This window comes from Macrococcus bovicus, from assembly GCF_004359575.1.
Classification (GTDB): Bacteria; Bacillota; Bacilli; order Staphylococcales; family Staphylococcaceae; genus Macrococcus; species Macrococcus bovicus.
This window is the reverse complement of record NZ_SCWF01000007.1, coordinates 59976-77628: the sequence shown is the minus strand read 5'-3', so window position 1 is coordinate 77628 and position 17653 is coordinate 59976. Positions and strand designations below refer to the sequence as shown.

Genomic DNA, 17653 nt, shown 5'->3' with positions numbered 1-17653 from the left:
CAAGGAGGTGAAAACAATGGCAAATTTCGACAAAGTAAAAGATATCATCGTCGACCGTTTAGGCGTAGACGCTGACAAAGTGACACCGGAAGCATCTTTTAAAGATGATTTAGGTGCTGACTCTTTAGACATCGCGGAACTCGTGATGGAACTTGAAGATGAATTCGGTATGGAGATTCCTGATGAAGAAGCTGAAAAAATCAACACAGTTGGTGACGCAGTGAACTACATCGAATCTTTAGAAAAATAAGAGAAGTGGTCTCAGAAGAGGCCACTTTTCCTTTTTTTTCGTCCATATATAACGTAAAATAGGAGAGATAACGTTAAGGAGGCAATCAATGAACCGCAAACAGACAATCTTAAATCAGTTTCACCAGAAATTAGATCGTAAAATGGAAGAGCTTTCTATTCAGCCTGTCAACAGACAGCTTTATGAACAGGCTTTCTCACATTCAAGTTTTATCAATGACTTCAAGCTTAACAAAATCATGGATAATGAGCGCCTGGAGTTTCTAGGGGACGCGGTGTTAGAATTGGTGGTTTCTCAGTATCTCTACCGAGAACATAGCGACATGTCTGAAGGACAGCTGACTAAATTACGGGCGGCCATCGTCTGTGAACCATCACTTGTGACATTTGCCTCGCACCAGCAGTTTGCCGACTTGATTCTGCTTGGTAAAGGTGAAGAGAAGACAGGCGGCAGAACACGCCCTTCACTGATCGCGGATGTATTTGAAGCCTTTATCGGGGCACTGTATCTTGACCTTGGATTTGATGCGGCTGTCCGCTTCGCTGAAAAAGCCATCTTCCCTTATATCGTGGACGAACTGCTGACAGGCACCATCGACTTCAAGACGTATCTGCAGGAGTATATGCACAAAAGAGGCCGGGGACAGATCACCTACCGTCTTGTCAATGAGACAGGGCCTGCACATTTCAAGGAATTCACGTCCGAAGTGCTGTCAGATACCGATGTCATCGGTGTCGGTACAGGGCGGACGAAGAAAGAATCAGAGCAGCAGGCGGCGAGAATCGCGCTGGAGTCCGTGCAGTTAGGAGAATAGAATGGTTTATTTAAAGGCAGTCGAAGCATATGGTTTTAAATCATTTGCCGATAAGACGAAAGTAGAGTTTGATCAGGGCCTGACCGCTATTATCGGTCCGAACGGCTCAGGGAAGAGCAATATCACAGACGCTATCCGCTGGGTGCTCGGTGAACAGTCGGCGAAGAGTCTGCGCGGTGCCCGGATGGAGGATGTCATCTTCTCCGGCACAGAGAAACGTCAGGCGCTGAACTATGCAGAGGTGACACTTAAGCTGGACAATAGCGAGCACATAATCGATGCAGCTGACCAGCTGAACATCACAAGAAGACTCTATCGTTCCGGTGAGAGTGAGTATTTCATCAATCAGACCAAAAGCAGGCTGAAAGATATTACCGAACTGTTTCTTGATACCGGCCTCGGGAAGGAATCCTTCAGTATGATATCCCAGGGGAAAGTCGATGAGATATTGAATGCGAAACCAGAAGAGAGACGCCATATGATAGAAGAAGCGGCGGGCGTCCTCAAATATAAGAAACGTAAGAAAGAGACAGCCTCTAAGCTCGATGAGACGATGCTCAATCTGTCACGTGTCAGCGATATCATCTTCGACCTCGAGGCCCGGGTAGAACCACTGGCCATTGAGTCAGCTGCGGCAGAGGAACACCAGGCACTGACACAGGAGATGACTGAAGCGGATATTCAGGTGACCGTGACTGATATCAAGGCGCTGAAATCAGACTATGCCCGTCTGGAAACCGAGATCAAAGAATTCAAGGATATGATTCTGATCAAAAAAGAGCGGGCTGACAAGCTTGAGATAGCACTCGGCCATCTGAGTGAGAGACAGGCTGCACTCGCTGATAATCAGGAGCGCCTTAATCGGGAGCGGCTGGAACTGTCCACCCGACTGGAACGTCAGCAGGGCCGGCTCTCTGTCCTGTACGAAAAACAGGACAACCAGTCACAAGCAGAAGCCAGACAGCAGAAAGAGCTGCAGAAGCTGGAGGCAGAACTGAAAACCCTGCAGCAGCTGGCAGAAGAACAAGCGGACGTGACAGCTGCCCTGAAAGAAGAGCTGACAGAAGTGCGGCAGGAAGAACGGGATGCTTTGAAGAAGCTGTCTGAACTGGACGGTGATATTGCCGCGCTGATTGAATCAGCCCGCGACCAGTATTATCAGGTGCTGAGTGACCAGACAGCTGCGAGAAATGAGCTGAAGTATATTGAAAAGGAACTGGCAGCTTTAGAGCGCTATTTCACTGAGAATCAAGCAGATCATCAGGACTATCAGGACATAGTGAGAGATCAGGCAGCTTTTGAAGATAAACTCGGCAAACTGGAAACAGAACTGACAGCCAAGCGGACCGCTTATAAGGAATGTCTGGCTGATATCCAGAGGAAGCAGACGCGTTACCGTGAACTGGATGAGCAGCTGCGTCAGGGTCATCGTTATCTCGACCAGCTGAAGTCCAAACAGCAGAGTCTGACAGCGATGCAGTCTGAATACCAGGGCTACTACCACGGTGTAAGAGTGGTGCTGCGAGAAAAGCTCGACGGCATCCACGGGGCGGTCGCTGAACTGATTGATATCGACTCAAAATATCAGACCGCACTGGATATCGCGCTCGGCGGCCAGCTTCAGAGTATTGTGGCTGAAGACGAAAAAAGCGCACGCGCAGCTATCCAGTTCCTGAAGAAACGAAAAGGCGGGCGTGCGACTTTCCTGCCCCTCTCAACCATTCAGCCGAAAGTAATGGCAGAGAGTATACGTCTCAGCATGCAGCAGATAGACGGCTACATCGGTCAGCTTGCTGATCTGATTACCGCTGCACCGCAATATACCTCGATCGTGCGTAATCTGACGGGACTGGTGGCTGTGGCTGAGAATCTTGATGCAGCCAACACGATCGCCAGACAGACGAACTATAAGTTCCGTATCGTGACGCTGGACGGTGATATCGTCAATCCAGGCGGCTCGATGACAGGCGGAAGTGTGAATCAGCCGTCAGTTCTTCTCAGACAGAAAGAAGAACTGGAGCAGGTGACTGCCCAGCTCACCACTTACCAGCAGCAGCTGTCAGCACTTGAGGATGAGTATAACGGCCTGAAAACAGAGATCACTGACGCTGACTTTGAAGCTCAGAAGCTGCAGCGTGCAGGTGAAGACCTGGCAGAAGAGGAACGTACGCTTAAGATGCAGCGCGATGAACTTCAATCGCGTCTCTATACCTTAAAAGCTATCCATCAGCAGCATGATGAACGGCTCAGACAGAAGAACGAATACGACCAAAATTATGAGCGTCTAAACGCCTCGATGGCAGAAAGTGATGATCAGTTGAAAAGAATAGAGCAGCAGATTGCTGATTATCAGCTGCTGCAGACAGACGCACGTTCCATCGAAAAAGAGGTCAGTCAGGCACTCAGTGATATCCGGCAAAGAAAAGTCATGCTGGAAGAGCGGCTGAAGTATCAGCAGGATAAGCAGCTGACGAATGATGAGCGGCTGCAGCAGGTGAAATCTGCCCTGTCAGACTTAGAAGCAGTAGAAGAGATTGAGGATATCGAGGAGCAAATAGCTGCGCTCAAGTCAGACATCAAGCAGAGTGAAGAAAGATTATCAGCAGTGACACAGCAGTTTGAGCAGGATAAGGCAGTCGCGGAAGAAGTGACAGCCGATATGAAAGAACAGCAGGAGAACTATCATGAACTGATGCGTCAGCTGAATAATCTGGAGAATGGCATCGGTGAGATGAAAGGACAGTATTCACGGATTGATGTCCAGCTGGAATCGCTGATCTATCACCTGATGGAAGACTATCATATGACCTTTGAAGCAGCAGAGAGCCTCTATGCTGAGCCGGCAGATATCGATGCCGCGCGGAAGCGGGTCAAACTGACGAAACTGGCCATTGAGGAGCTTGGACCTGTCAATCCGCATGCCATCCAGCAGTACAAGGATGTCAAGGCACGTTATGACTTCCTGTCCGAACAGCAGACAGACCTGCTGTCAGCGAAAGCGACACTGGAGACGATTATGACAGAGATGGATGAAGAAGTGACGGCCAGATTCAATGACACTTTCACCCAGGTTCAGTCAAATTTTGCCCAAGTTTTCAGTGAACTGTTTGGCGGTGGAAACGGTGAAATTAAACTGAATTCTGCTGATGTCCTGACAGCGGGGCTGGACATCATAGTGGAGCCGCCAGGTAAGAAGCGTCAGCATCTGACTCTCTTATCTGGCGGTGAGCGTGCGCTGACTGCCGTCGCACTGCTCTTTGCCATACTGAAGGTCAGAACGGCACCGTTTGTGATACTGGACGAAGTCGAAGCGGCACTGGACGAGGCGAATGTCCTGCGCTTCGGCCGTTACGTGAAATCGCTGAGCCGCGATACACAATTCATTGTGATTACGCACAGAAAAGGTACAATGGAAGCAGCAGACAGACTTTACGGTGTGACCATGCAGAATTCAGGCATTACGCAGATGGTCAGTGTAGATTTAAATGAATTAAACCATAATGAGATAAAGGAGCTTACAAAATGAGTTTTTTCAAACGACTAAGAGATAGATTTGCGCCGACAGAAGAACCGCGCGAGGAACTGCCGTTAGAACCGCTGGAAGATGAACAGGCGCCTCCTCTTACTGAAAGACAAGTGGAGCCACCGGTAAAGAAAAACAGCGACTGGACATTCGATTTTGATGATGATGACCTGATGTCCATCGAAGAGTTTGAGGAACTTGAAGCACAGCAGATCGGTGCGAAGTTCCGTCAGGGGCTCGAGAAATCGCGTGAAAACTTCCAGAACAGACTGAATGATCTGCTCGCACATTACCGTACAGTTGACGAGGATTTCTTCGAAGCATTGGAAGAGATGCTGATTCAGGCCGATGTCGGCTTCAATACGGTGATGGAGCTGGTTGAATCTTTAAGATTCGAAGCGAAGCGTCGCAATATCACTGAGACTGCCGACCTGAGAGAAGTGATTGTCGAGAAAATCGTCGAAATCTATGAGCAGGAAGACGATGAACTGCAGGCGATGAACATTCAGGAAGGTGAACTGACGGTCATCCTGATGGTCGGTGTCAACGGGGTCGGCAAAACGACCACAATCGGTAAACTCGCGCATCGCTACCGCCAGCAAGGCAAGACAGTGATGCTCGCTGCCGGGGATACATTCCGTGCAGGGGCGATTGAACAGCTGCAGATCTGGGGAGACCGTGTCGGTGTGGAAGTGGTCAAGCAATCTGAAGGCTCAGATCCTGCTGCCGTCATGTATGATGCCATCAATGCGGCCAAGAACAAAGGCGTCGACATCCTGATCTGTGATACAGCCGGCCGTCTGCAGAATAAAGCAAATCTGATGAATGAGCTTGAGAAAGTGAAGAAAGTATTGTCAAAAGCAGTAGCAGGTGCGCCGCATGAAGTGCTCCTGGCACTGGATGCGACAACAGGACAGAACGCACTCGTCCAGGCCAAAGCCTTCAAAGAAGTGACAGATGTCACAGGTATCGTCCTGACCAAACTGGATGGTACAGCTAAAGGGGGCATCGTTCTCGCCATCCGCAATGAACTGCATATCCCGGTTAAATTCGTCGGACTCGGTGAGAAGCTGGATGACCTGCAGCCGTTTGATGCGGAAAGCTATGTCTACGGTCTTTTTGCAGATATGATTGAGAACAGTGAGGTCGAAACAACGGAAGATCATCATGCAGGCTAATATAGATAAAACAATGCGTATGAATTATCTCTTTGATTTCTATCAGGGCCTCCTGACAGATAAACAGCGCAATTATCTGGAACGCTATTATCTGGATGACGAGTCACTATCTGAAATCGCAGAGACTTTTGAGGTGTCGAGACAGGCAGTTTATGATAATATTAAACGGACTGACGAACTGCTGGAGGATTATGAGGTGAAGCTCGGGCTTTACCGGAAATTTGAGGAAAGACAGCAGCTGATAACAGAGATGAAGGCAATGACTGAAGATAAAGCCTTGATAGCTAAATTAGAACAGTTAGAAATGATTGAATAGGGGGTCATCGCATGGCATTTGAAGGATTATCAGACAGACTCCAGGCGACCATGCAAAAAATTAGAGGTAAAGGGAAGGTAACAGAAGCAGACATCAAAGTGATGATGCGAGAAGTGCGTCTGGCACTTCTTGAAGCCGATGTTAACTTCAAAGTTGTCAAACAATTCGTAACGACAGTATCAGAACGCGCGCTCGGCAGTGATGTCATGACTTCACTGACACCAGGACAGCAGGTCATCAAGATTGTACAGGATGAACTGACGCAGCTGATGGGCGGCGAGAATACACAGATCAACATGAGCAAGAAGCCACCGACAGTTGTCATGATGGTCGGTCTGCAGGGGGCAGGTAAAACAACGACTGCCGGCAAACTGGCACTCTTGATGCGCAAGAAATACAACAAGAAGCCCTTACTGGTTGCGTGTGATATTTACCGTCCCGCTGCGATTCAGCAGCTGCAGACAGTCGGCAAGCAGATTGATATTCCTGTTTTCACACTAGGGGACCAGGTCAAGCCTGAGGAAATCACCCGTCAGGCGCTGCAATATGCCAAGGAAGAGCATCTGGACTTTGTCATTATCGATACAGCCGGCCGACTTCATATCGATGAAGCGCTGATGAACGAACTGGTCGACGTTAAAGAAGTGTCCAAGCCGGATGAAATCATGCTCGTCGTTGATGCGATGACCGGTCAGGATGCTGTCAACGTCGCAGAAAGCTTTGATCAGCAGCTGGATGTCACAGGGGTGACACTGACAAAATTAGATGGTGACACACGTGGTGGTGCAGCGCTGTCTATTCGAAGCGTGACGCAGAAACCGATCAAATTTGTCGGTATGAGTGAGAAGATGGACGGCCTTGAGCCTTTCCATCCGGAACGAATGGCGTCCCGTATCCTCGGTATGGGTGACGTCCTGAGCCTGATCGAAAAAGCCCAGGCATCTGTCGATGAGACAAAAGCGAAGGAACTTGAACAGAAGATGAAGACCTCATCCTTCACGTTCGATGACTTCCTGGAACAGCTGGATCAGGTCCGGAACTTAGGACCGCTGGATGATTTACTGAAGATGATTCCAGGTGCAAGCAAAATGAAGAATGTTCAGTCATTGAACATGAATCCGAAACAGATTGACCACGTTGAAGCAATCATTCGTTCCATGACGGCTAAAGAGAGAAAAGATCCGTCAGTCATCAATGTATCGCGTAAAAAACGGATAGCAGCAGGATCAGGACGCAGCATGGCGGAAGTCAACAGACTGATCAAGCAGTTTGAGGAAATGAAGAAAATGATGAAACAGTTCTCTGGCATGAAAAAAGGCAAAAAAGGCCGCAATCCATTCCAGGGCATGAACTTACCGTTTTAAATTTTAAACCGGCTACTGATGTAGCCGGTTTTTTGTTTTTATTAAATGACAAGTTTCAGCTTCTACACGAGATATATTAACAGAATATTCAAGCATTTTATTTGCTATTATTTTCCTTTATTCATTATAATTAACTTATATCTAAATTGAGGAGGCAATATGAATGACTAATGAAGTGATCAAAGAGACATACGGGTTATTTATCAACGGTGAGTTTGTAGCGGCAGAAGGTAATGAGACACTTGAAGTGTCCAATCCGGCAACAAGCGAAGTGTTAGGCCGGGTTGCTAAGGCATCTGAAAGCGATGTGGATAAAGCGGTCCAGGCAGCGAAAGAAGCATTCAAGACTTGGCGTTACACATCTCCTGTGGAACGTGCTGACTATTTAACTCAGATTGCGGATGCTATTATGGCACATAAAGATGAAATCGCTCAGATCGAATCTCTGAATACCGGGAAGGCCATCCGTGAATCTTCTATGATTGATATCCCGACAGCAGCAGATCACTATCGCTACTTCGCAAGTGTGATTCGTCTGGATGAGGGTTCTGTCCAGGATATGGATGCTAAGACCATGAACATCATTCGCCATGAGCCGATCGGTGTCGTCGGTGCAGTTGTAGCATGGAACTTCCCGTTCCTGCTTGCAGCATGGAAATTAGCGCCTGCACTGGCAGCAGGGAATACCATTGTGATACAGCCTTCATCTTCAACACCTTACAGTGTTCTGAAACTAGCAGAAATCATTAAAGACATCCTGCCTGCAGGTGTCGTCAATATCCTTACAGGTAAAGGTTCAGAATCCGGTAATGCTATCTTCAACCACAAAGATGTAGCGAAACTGTCATTTACAGGTTCCACTGAAGTCGGTTATACTGTCGCGCAGGCGGGTGCAGAACGGTTAGTGCCTGCCACACTTGAACTGGGCGGTAAGAGTGCCAATATTATTTTCAGTGATGCCAATATTGAGCAGGCGGTTGAAGGGGTGCAGCTGGGGATCCTGTTCAATCAAGGGGAAGTATGCAGTGCAGGCTCAAGGCTCTTTGTTGAAGACAAGTTCTATGATGAGTTTATCGGCAGACTGAAGACTGCCTTTGAAAATGTTAAAGTCGGTGATCCTATGGATATGGAGACTCAGATGGGTTCGCAGACAGGTCAGGCACAGATTGATAAGATTGAAAGCTATATTCAGATCGCCAAAGAAGAAGGACAGCATATCGTGACAGGCGGCGCTCGGATCACAGACAATGGACTGGATAAAGGACACTTCTTCCAGCCGACTATCATTGAGATCAATTCTAATGACAGCCGTCTTGCCCAGGAAGAGATCTTCGGGCCTGTACTTGTTGTTCAGAAGTTCAGCGATGTAGAAGAAGTGATTGAACTTGCCAATGATTCGGAATACGGTCTTGGTGGAGGTATCTTCACGAAAGATATTAATCGTGCGCTTAATATCGCGAACCGTATTGATACAGGACGTGTCTGGATCAACACTTATAACCAGATCCCAGCTGGTTCGCCGTTCGGTGGCTACAAAAAGTCGGGTATCGGTCGTGAGACATACCGTGAGACCATCCGTAACTATCAGCAGGTCAAAGGTATCTATATTGATCTGACAGATGAACCTAAAGGCTTATATTAAATGAAAGGCCCTGCTTCGGCAGGGTTTTTTCAGTTGAAGCAACATTCAGGACGTGATTGTTCTCTCACTGCTCAAAATTTCCGGGTAAGGCTGTGGCGCTAGAAATATTGTCTGAAATAGATTAAGATGACAGAAGATAGAGAAAAGCGGATGAGGAGCTAAGGGCATGATAAGTCATAAAAAAAGGATTTTAGTGGCCGGCGGGATTGAGGGTATGGGACGACAGGTTGCTCTGGATCTTGCTGCACATCCGATTGAGCTTATTATTGTGGGAGATAACGAACAACAAGGACAGGCGCTCTGCCAGGAAATAATTGCGAACAGTTCATTGACGCATGACGATTTATTTTACTATCCGGCTGATTTATCTTCCGAAGCAAATGTCAGGGAACTGGCCCGCGAGCTGAAAAGGGATTTCAGTCATATCGACGCAATGATTATTACAGAAGGCCATATTTATCCGAAGAAGACGGTGACCGAGGCAGGGCTTGACAGGAACATGGTGGCTAATTATTTCTCTCATTACTGGCTTATTCAGCAGTGCCGGCCCCTGCTTGAAGGAGGGAGGATCCTGCTCCCTGCCAGTCATCCGCGTATCGTCAACCGTTCAAAGGTCAATCTGCCGACCGAACAGAAAAAAGGACGTTATCGTGCTATGGATATGGCGAGACAGGCGCTTGTTGCCCGAGTTCTGCTGATGCGCTACTTGAATCAACCTCTCAAGAAGCAGAACATTACCATCAACGTTTTTAATCCGAGGATGAGCAACCGCTTGAGTCTCTTTTTGACCAGTCAGGCGGGAGAGCATATCAATACAGCCTCCCATCTAGCGCTGGGCGATGACGTTGAAGGTCTATCCGGCCAGTTCTTTGATGAAATGAAGACAGTCAAGCTCTCAAAAAATTATTCATTATTAAAGGCAGATGAATTTTATCAATGGTCTAAAGAGCAAAACCGCAGAAGATGACTCTGTGGTTTTTTTCGTGAGGCAGGACACTAGATTTAAATATGATTTATGATATAATTAGTATATCGAATATAATAATTATAGTAGGAGGTTCTCTTATGAAAGTGGAACTGGGATTAACTTCATTTGGCGACAATTCAGAAATATATACTGAGGGCGGTGTTCTACCGAAAATTCCGGCGGCTGAGCGTATACGCAATATAGTCGAGGAGATAAAACTGGCTGATGAAGTCGGTCTTGATGTCTACGGTCTAGGTGAGCATCATCGTCCGGATTATGCTGTGTCTGACCCCGTCACGGTACTGGCAGCTGCGGCTATGGAGACGAAAAATATTCGTCTGTCATCTGCTGTAACAGTGCTGTCGTCAGATGATCCGGTGCGCGTCTATCAGCGCTTTGCGACACTTGATGCGCTGACGAACGGACGTGCGGAAATTATGGCCGGTCGCGGCTCATTCATTGAGTCTTTTCCACTCTTTGGTTATGACCTGAATGACTACGATCTGTTATATGAAGAAAAACTTGAGCTGCTGATGCAGATTAATCAGCATGAAAAAGTGACCTGGCAAGGGCAGACACGTGAAGCGATTCATGACCGCGGTGTTTATCCACGTGCCGTCCAGAAAGAACTGCCGATTTATCTGGCAACAGGGGGCACACCGGAATCATCTGCTCGAGCGGGACATCTTGGACTGCCGATCACCTATGCTATCATCGGAGGGAATCCCGGTCGCTTCCGTTATAATGTGGAAGTGTATAAAGCAGCAGCAAGAGAAGCGGGACATGATTTAAGTCAGCTGTCCATCGCTAACCATTCATGGGGCTATATTGCAGATACAGATGAGCAGGCCTTCAGAGAGTATTATCCTTCAACGCTGGCGCACCATAACGTTATCGCGAAAGAACGGAACTGGGGTTCTTATGATGAGAGAACCTATATGACTGAAATCGAGCACGGTGTCTTATTTGTCGGAGGTCCGGAAAGAGTAGCAGAGAAAATCATCAAGACTGTCGAGACACTCGGACTTGACCGCTTCCTGATCCATCTGCCGGTAGGATCAATGCCGCACGAAAAAATCATACATGCCATTCGTTTATACGGCGAGAAGGTCAAACCGATAGTTGATGATTACTTTAAGGATAAATAAGAGTAAGGCGTCCGTCATTTTAAAGATGACGGACTTTTTGTATGACCATATATTTAATGCGGGGAAGAGTCCGGTAAACACTGAATAGCGGACACAACACCGAAAACAAGTCGCAAAATCAATAAGAAGAGTCCGCCATTACCCGAATGACGGACTCGTTCAGACTTACTCACTCACAGGAAATCAATCTTCCATTGTACTTAGATCACCTGTCGGCAGATCCAGTTCCCATGCTTTCAGCACACGGCGCATAATCTTACCTGAGCGGGTTTTAGGCAGTTTATCTTTAAATTCAATTTCTCTAGGCGCCGCATGAGCTGCGAGTCCATTCTTGACAAAGACTCGTATCTCTTCTTTCAGCGCATCACTTGGTTCATATCCCTCACGCAGTGCGATGAAGGCTTTGATGATTTCTCCGCGAATTGGATCGGGCTTACCGATGACACCCGCTTCAGCAACCGCTGGATGTTCTACGAGCTTAGACTCCACTTCGAATGGGCCGACACGTTCACCCGCAGTCATAATGACATCATCAACGCGTCCCTGGAACCAGAAATAGCCGTCTTCATCCATGTAAGCAGAGTCACCGGAAATGTACCAGCCGCTCGGCAGGAAATATGACTCATATTTTGCTTCATTGTTCCAGATGGTCCGCATCATAGAGGGCCAGCCTTTCTTCATGGCCAGGTTACCCATGCGGTTAGGCGGCAGGATATTACCCTCATTATCGACAATCGCTGCTTTTACACCGGGCAGGGGTTTACCCATAGAGCCCGATTTAATCGGCATACTCGGGAAGTTGACGATCATATGAGCGCCGGTTTCCGTCATCCACCACGTATCATGGATGCGTTTGCCGAATACTTTATAGCCCCATTTGATGACTTCTGGATTCAGCGGTTCTCCGACTGATAATATGTGACGCAGGTGTGAGAGGTCATAGTTTTTAATCATCTCATCACCGGCACCCATCAGCATACGGAATGCAGTCGGTGCAGAATACCAGATGGTCACTTTAAAATCCTCAAGAATCTGATACCAGCCTTCAGGTGAGAAGCGGCCGCCTGCAATCACGTTTGTTGCGCCGTTCAGCCATGGCGCGAAGATACCGTAGCTTGTGCCTGTCACCCAGCCCGGATCCGCTGTACACCAGTAGATATCGTCCTCTTTTAAGTCGAGCACGTAATGACCTGAAATATAGTGCTGGATCATCGCGTTCTGTACATGTAGGACCCCTTTAGGCTGACCCGTCGAGCCTGATGTATAGTGGAGAATCAGGCCGTCCTCACGCTCCAGCCATTCTATGTCAAATGTCTCGTCCGCTTCCTGATACAGGGCATTGAAATCGATGTGATCTGCACTGACATCTTCGTCGACAATGAAGATATGCTTTAAGTGGGGCAGTTCGTCGACAGGAATGCGGTCCACCAGACTGTTAGTGGTGATAATGACGCTTGCCTCGCTATTTTCCAGACGATCCTTCACAGCCTTTTCCATAAATGCCTCGAATAACGGGCCGACGATGGCGCCTATTTTTAAGGCACCCAGCAACACAAAATACAGTTCAGGAGAGCGGGGCATAAAAATGAAGACCCGGTCACCTTTTTTAACATCAGCCGCCTTTTTCAGGACATTCGCTGCTTTATTGGAGTTGACTTTCATATCACTGAATGTGTATTTTTCATTGTGGTCCTTATCCTTGTAATACAATGCGACCTTGTCCCCTTTACCAAGATCAACATGACGGTCAATACATTCATAGGCCATATTCACACGGCCGGTCGTATGCCATGAAAAAGCCTTCTCTACCTCTGACCAATCAAAGTCGGCACAGACCTGGTCATAGTCAGTCAGATGATAATGGCCCTGTTCTACCTCATAGATTTCACTTTTCATTATAACATCCCCTTTGTATGCGTTTTCATATGTACTATACTATTATATAATAAGTTTAAGCAAATTTTCAAAATAATTCGAATTTTATTGAGGAGGGTGACATGAATCATAGAAAGACTTATTACAGGCGCGATGTTCAAGGACATGACCGGCTGTTGACAGTAGAGGGACCCGTCTCAGGGAAGGGACTGTCTCAATATACATTTGATGACGGACTCAGCGCCTTCAGACAGCCTGCAGAACAGTTTGAAGCGATCAAGGAAATTGCGGATCTTCCGGAGGGGCGTATCATCATCTGCCGGGACCGTGCACATATCATTGCGTATGTGACCTTCCTTTACCCGGATCCTCTGGAGCGCTGGAGTGAGGGGAATCTACCTTTTCTGATGGAACTCGGGGCGATTGAGGTGGCCCTGCCGTACAGGAGCCTCGGCATCGGTAAAGAGCTGCTGCGACTTGCTATGCTGGATGACCAGATGGAGGACTACATCATCATCACGACTGAATACTACTGGCACTGGGACCTGAAAAACAGCGGGCTGAATGTCTATGAGTATAAGGACGTCATGAAAAAAATGATGGAAGCAGGGGGAATGGAAGTATTTGCGACGAATGATCCTGAAATCACCAGTCATCCGGCGAATAGTCTGATGGCAAGGATTGGCAGCAGAATCAGCAATGAACAGATTGAGCAGTTTGATAAAATCCGGTTTATGAACCGATTCTTTCTTTAGGGGTGAAAAGATGTTAGTCGAACGAATTATGACAAGTCCATGTATCACTATCAATGAAGAGTGTACAATTGATGAAGCAATCCAGCTGATGCGGAACAAAGATATCAGACATTTACCGGTCGTCGATGAGTTAATGCGAGTAAAGGGTATCATCACTGACCGCGATGTAAATCTTGCGCTTCCTTCCATACTCGGGGAGACAGAAGTGAAATTAGATGCGCCGGTCGCAAATATGATGAACCGAGACGTCATGACGTGCCATCCGCTTGATTTTGTGGAGGATATCGCCGTCGATTTCTATGAACTCTCCATCGGCTCCATACCAGTCGTCAAAAAGGGACGGTGTATTGGCATTGTGACGCAGAAAGATATGCTGAATACTTTCCTTGAGCTGACGGGGGTAATGACGCCGGGCTCAGCTGTCGAAGTATCTGTGCCTGATGTGCCGGGCATTATGCATGAGGTCACCAAAGTATTTCATGCGCACCGCACGAGCATCGAAAGCATTCTTGTCTACCGTGATAAAGAGAACCCGGGACAGAAGCTCGTCCTGATTCGTATGCAGTCCATGAATCCGCGGCCTATTATCGATGCTCTGAATGAAGCAGGTTTCACAGTGCGGACGCCGCTAGGTATGGGCCGATGAGCAGATATGTCTATACAGAAGGATTGCTGCATTACCGGTTCTCTGATCAGCATCCTTTTAATCAGATGCGTCTCGTTCTGACAACAGATCTGCTTAAGAAAATGGCTGTCCTATCAGATGAGGAAATGGTCTCCGGCAGGAAAGCGACCGATGAAGAACTTGCACTTATCCACCATCAAGACTATATCGAAGCCGTCAAACGGGCCTCTATAGACCAGCTGGATGATCAGACATGCGAGAGCTATGGTCTTAATACTCAGGACACGCCCAATTTCAGTGATATGCATGAGAGTGCAGCCTGGCTGGTGGGGAGCACACTGACCGCCTGTGATATCGTGATGCAGGGCATTGATCAGACTGCCTGCAGTTTAGGCGGCGGTCTGCATCATGGTTTCCAGGGCCGGGCATCCGGTTTCTGCATATATAATGACAGTGCTGTTGCCATCCAGTATATGAAAGAGAAGTACAGTGCACGTGTGCTGTACATCGATACAGATGCCCACCACGGGGATGGTGTCCAGTTTACCTTCTATCATACGCCTGATGTATTCACCTATTCCATTCATGAGACAGGCCGTTATTTGTTCCCGGGGACCGGCAATTATAATGAGAGAGGTGAAGGGGAGGGCTATCTATATAGTATGAATCTGCCCATCGATGCCTATACGGAGGATGAGTCTTTTCTGAGCTGTTTTAAGGAAAGTGTGCAGGCCGCCTGCGCCTTTTTCAAGCCTGACGTCATCTTAAGTCAGAACGGCGCGGATGCACATTTTCTGGATCCGCTGACCCATCTGCACTGTACGCTACGTATCTTTGAAGAGATACCGCGCTTCGTCAAGCAGCTGGCAGATACTTATTGCGGCGGCAGATGGATTGCTGTCGGGGGTGGGGGTTATAATCTATTTCAGGTGGCACCACTGGCCTGGAGTCAGATCTGGCTGGCGATGAAAGGGCTGCCGGCACCAACCGGACAACTGCCGCCAGCATGGCTCGCTAAATGGCAGCCCGAAACTGAACTGGCGCTGCCGAAGACATGGCATGATGAACTGCAGGCCTATCAGGAGATTCCACGTCGTGCAGAGATAAGTGAGAAGAATCAGCTGATGCTTGAGCGTGTGCTTCAGCACTACCAGTAATGAACTGACACACAGCATTAAGATAAATTTACAAATTTAATATTAGTTTTACACAAAGGCTTTTCTTTTTGCGAAATACTGTTATAATTAATTTATTGCTTGAGAGCGGTCGTGGCGGAATGGCAGACGCGCTAGCTTCAGGCGCTAGTGCCCGCAAGGGCGTGGAGGTTCAACTCCTCTCGGCCGCATATGAGAGCTTCTGAAATTTCAGAAGCTCTTTTTTTATTTGCTTAAATTCTGATTCTATAGTAGATTGTAACTAATATATGGAAGGAGGCATCTATATAGATGATGATTCGATAACATGACCAACGTGAAGAAAAGATCATGTGAGATGTTATCGGGATCAGACTGTCTATTTTTGAATGCCTTGACGGGTCTCTTTATGCCGATTGCTCTCACATGGTAGGTGAGAGCTTTTTTAAGGAGGGATTCGATGAGAACGATCAACAAACAACTCATGATAGACGATAAAGTGCTCAGCAACCATGTTCATTTCACGGTTTCTGAAGGAGAGCATATCGCGCTTATCGGCCATAATGGAGTGGGTAAGTCCACACTTTTAAAGCTGCTGAGCGATGAATATGATGCGATTCTGCTGGAACAGGAGCTGGAGTCAGTGGATTTGGTGATGGATTACATTCTTAGCAGCCGACCTGACATTTATGCAGTGAAACAGAGGCTGGCAGATGACGTTGAGGCTATCAGTGATTATATAGAGCTGAATGGCTATGAACTGGAAAATAAGATTATGACCTATCTGAAAAAATTCGGTCTGAATGCCGTAGTGGCAGAGAGAGCGGTAAATACTTTATCAGGAGGAGAACAGACAAAGGTCTCTTTAATCCGGCTGCTGATCAGTGATAAAGACTGGTTTCTCTTCGATGAACCGACTAACCATATCGACCAGGAAACAAAAACCTGGCTCATGGAATGGATGCAGGCAGCCGGACAGACAATCCTTTATGCATCGCATGACCGGGAATTCATTAATCAGACCGCAACGAAGATCATAGAGATGACAGCTGATGCAACGCATATGTATCAGATGAATTACGATGACTATGCCGCTGAAAAAGCTCGTCAGGAACGGGAGAACGCCGCACTGCTTCATAAGGAAAATAAGGAAAAACAGAAGATGCGGCGCATGATCCAGGAGATGAAAGAATGGCATCACGAGGCTAATGCCAAAGCGGGTGCCAGAGACCCGGGAGCGCAGAAGAAGGTGGCGAAACTAGCGAAGCGGTATAAAACAAAGGAACATCAGCTGGAACAGAAGCTGTCAGGGTTCGCTGCACGACGTGATAAGCAGCAACGGACGGAATATGATTTAAAGCACAGCGACTTCAGAGGCAAATACTTGGTGAAAGCAGAAGATCTTTCGCTCAGGTTTGATGACCGTCAGCTTTTTACATCAGCTTCCTTTCAGATCAGACCGGGAGACAAGATTGCATTGACAGGCAGAAATGGCAGCGGCAAGACCAGCCTGCTAAAAGTGCTGATGAATGAACTGGAACCGAGTGCAGGTTCTTTCCGGCTGAATCCGAATGTTAAAGTGGGTTATTTCTCTCAGCAGCTCGATAACCTGAACGCTGGCCATACTGTGCTGGAGGAAGTGCAGTCATTGAATAGGGCGGCGGACAGTAAACTGCGTACCATACTCGCTGCCTTCAGATTCGGGGCAGAACGCATGGGCGATCAAGTGGCACAGCTGTCAATGGGTGAAAAATGTCGTCTGTCGTTCATCAAGCTGTATTTCTCAGAGGCAAATCTGCTGCTGCTGGATGAACCGACCAATTATTTCGACCTCGAGATGCAGCAGGTGATCGAAGCGATGCTGCAGAAATTTGAGGGTGCCATGCTGTTTATCAGCCATGACCCTTACTTCTGTGAAGCGGTGAGTACGAGACAATGGAAGATTGAAAATCACCAATTAGTGGATCTTAATCTTGTCGGATTACATGAGGATACTGAAGAAATGCTGAATGACCTTCATCAGTTTTATAATATTTCAGAATAATAATATGACTTATCATGGT

General features: G+C 47.5%; 14 protein-coding genes and 1 tRNA gene. 14 read left to right on the top strand and 1 reads right to left on the bottom strand.

The genetic code is table 11. From position 1 onward, the window contains the following. The first annotated feature begins 16 nt into the window (after nt 1-16). The 9 genes from ERX55_RS07570 (at nt 17) to ERX55_RS07530 (ending at nt 11202) form a co-directional block, all read left to right on the top strand. On the top strand, nt 17-250 hold the full coding sequence (locus ERX55_RS07570) for an acyl carrier protein (RefSeq protein WP_133430970.1): 234 nt from the start codon (nt 17-19) through the stop codon (nt 248-250). 88 nt (nt 251-338) lie between these two features. Beyond that, nucleotides 339-1064, top strand: a complete 726-nt coding sequence (gene rnc / locus ERX55_RS07565) for a ribonuclease III (protein ID WP_133451968.1) — start codon at nt 339-341, stop codon at nt 1062-1064. 1 nt (nt 1065) lies between these two features. Beyond that, a complete protein-coding gene (gene smc, locus ERX55_RS07560; RefSeq protein WP_133451967.1) occupies nt 1066-4590 on the top strand; it encodes a chromosome segregation protein SMC in 3525 nt (1174 codons plus the stop codon). Then, nucleotides 4587-5765: a signal recognition particle-docking protein FtsY gene (ftsY, locus tag ERX55_RS07555; RefSeq protein WP_133451966.1), complete on the top strand. Its 1179-nt coding sequence runs from the start codon at nt 4587-4589 to the stop codon at nt 5763-5765. Before smc ends, ftsY begins: the two co-directional genes overlap by 4 nt. Beyond that, a complete protein-coding gene (locus tag ERX55_RS07550; RefSeq protein ID WP_424960684.1) occupies nt 5755-6081 on the top strand; it encodes a putative DNA-binding protein in 327 nt (108 codons plus the stop codon). The genes ftsY and ERX55_RS07550 overlap by 11 nt, the downstream gene beginning before the upstream one ends. Before the next feature lie 11 nt (nt 6082-6092). Further along, entirely contained in the window at nt 6093-7445 is a 1353-nt protein-coding gene (gene ffh, locus ERX55_RS07545) for a signal recognition particle protein (RefSeq protein WP_133451965.1), read from the top strand. A gap of 163 nt (nt 7446-7608) precedes the next feature. Continuing rightward, nucleotides 7609-9087, top strand: a complete 1479-nt coding sequence (locus ERX55_RS07540) for an aldehyde dehydrogenase family protein (RefSeq protein ID WP_133451964.1) — start codon at nt 7609-7611, stop codon at nt 9085-9087. Nucleotides 9088-9253: 166 nt separating this feature from the next. Beyond that, a complete protein-coding gene (locus ERX55_RS07535; protein ID WP_133451963.1) occupies nt 9254-10054 on the top strand; it encodes an SDR family NAD(P)-dependent oxidoreductase in 801 nt (266 codons plus the stop codon). Between the two features lie 98 nt (nt 10055-10152). Continuing rightward, complete coding sequence (locus ERX55_RS07530; RefSeq protein WP_133451962.1) at nt 10153-11202, top strand: LLM class flavin-dependent oxidoreductase; 1050 nt, start codon at nt 10153-10155, stop codon at nt 11200-11202. A 183-nt stretch (nt 11203-11385) separates the two neighbouring features. Here ERX55_RS07530 and acsA read toward each other — a convergent pair whose 3' ends face one another. After that, entirely contained in the window at nt 11386-13098 is a 1713-nt protein-coding gene (gene acsA, locus ERX55_RS07525) for an acetate--CoA ligase (protein ID WP_133451961.1), read from the bottom strand. Nucleotides 13099-13199: 101 nt separating this feature from the next. Between acsA and ERX55_RS07520 the strand changes: the two genes are divergently transcribed. From ERX55_RS07520 to abc-f, 5 genes are all read left to right on the top strand, one after another. Beyond that, nucleotides 13200-13832, top strand: a complete 633-nt coding sequence (locus tag ERX55_RS07520; RefSeq protein WP_133451960.1) for a GNAT family N-acetyltransferase — start codon at nt 13200-13202, stop codon at nt 13830-13832. A 10-nt stretch (nt 13833-13842) separates the two neighbouring features. After that, a complete protein-coding gene (locus tag ERX55_RS07515) occupies nt 13843-14478 on the top strand; it encodes a CBS and ACT domain-containing protein (RefSeq protein ID WP_133451959.1) in 636 nt (211 codons plus the stop codon). Then, nucleotides 14475-15614: an acetoin utilization protein AcuC gene (locus ERX55_RS07510; protein ID WP_133451958.1), complete on the top strand. Its 1140-nt coding sequence runs from the start codon at nt 14475-14477 to the stop codon at nt 15612-15614. Before ERX55_RS07515 ends, ERX55_RS07510 begins: the two co-directional genes overlap by 4 nt. Before the next feature lie 105 nt (nt 15615-15719). Beyond that, nucleotides 15720-15802: transfer RNA gene (locus ERX55_RS07505), tRNA-Leu, on the top strand. A gap of 248 nt (nt 15803-16050) precedes the next feature. Beyond that, the gene (gene abc-f / locus ERX55_RS07500) at nt 16051-17634 is read left to right on the top strand and encodes a ribosomal protection-like ABC-F family protein (RefSeq protein WP_133451957.1); all 1584 of its coding nucleotides are present in this window, start codon (nt 16051-16053) and stop codon (nt 17632-17634) included. The last annotated feature ends 19 nt before the right edge of the window (nt 17635-17653 follow it).

What these genes read in the sequence shown, in the direction of transcription:
- ERX55_RS07570 (WP_133430970.1), top strand. Translation starts at nt 17, where the DNA reads ATGGCAAATTTCGACAAAGTAAAAGATATCATCGTCGACCGTTTAGGC.
- rnc (WP_133451968.1), top strand. Translation starts at nt 339, where the DNA reads ATGAACCGCAAACAGACAATCTTAAATCAGTTTCACCAGAAATTAGAT.
- smc (WP_133451967.1), top strand. Translation starts at nt 1,066, where the DNA reads ATGGTTTATTTAAAGGCAGTCGAAGCATATGGTTTTAAATCATTTGCC.
- ftsY (WP_133451966.1), top strand. Translation starts at nt 4,587, where the DNA reads ATGAGTTTTTTCAAACGACTAAGAGATAGATTTGCGCCGACAGAAGAA.
- ERX55_RS07550 (WP_424960684.1), top strand. Translation starts at nt 5,755, where the DNA reads ATGCAGGCTAATATAGATAAAACAATGCGTATGAATTATCTCTTTGAT.
- ffh (WP_133451965.1), top strand. Translation starts at nt 6,093, where the DNA reads ATGGCATTTGAAGGATTATCAGACAGACTCCAGGCGACCATGCAAAAA.
- ERX55_RS07540 (WP_133451964.1), top strand. Translation starts at nt 7,609, where the DNA reads ATGACTAATGAAGTGATCAAAGAGACATACGGGTTATTTATCAACGGT.
- ERX55_RS07535 (WP_133451963.1), top strand. Translation starts at nt 9,254, where the DNA reads ATGATAAGTCATAAAAAAAGGATTTTAGTGGCCGGCGGGATTGAGGGT.
- ERX55_RS07530 (WP_133451962.1), top strand. Translation starts at nt 10,153, where the DNA reads ATGAAAGTGGAACTGGGATTAACTTCATTTGGCGACAATTCAGAAATA.
- acsA (WP_133451961.1), bottom strand. Translation starts at nt 13,098, where the DNA reads ATGAAAAGTGAAATCTATGAGGTAGAACAGGGCCATTATCATCTGACT.
- ERX55_RS07520 (WP_133451960.1), top strand. Translation starts at nt 13,200, where the DNA reads ATGAATCATAGAAAGACTTATTACAGGCGCGATGTTCAAGGACATGAC.
- ERX55_RS07515 (WP_133451959.1), top strand. Translation starts at nt 13,843, where the DNA reads ATGTTAGTCGAACGAATTATGACAAGTCCATGTATCACTATCAATGAA.
- ERX55_RS07510 (WP_133451958.1), top strand. Translation starts at nt 14,475, where the DNA reads ATGAGCAGATATGTCTATACAGAAGGATTGCTGCATTACCGGTTCTCT.
- abc-f (WP_133451957.1), top strand. Translation starts at nt 16,051, where the DNA reads ATGAGAACGATCAACAAACAACTCATGATAGACGATAAAGTGCTCAGC.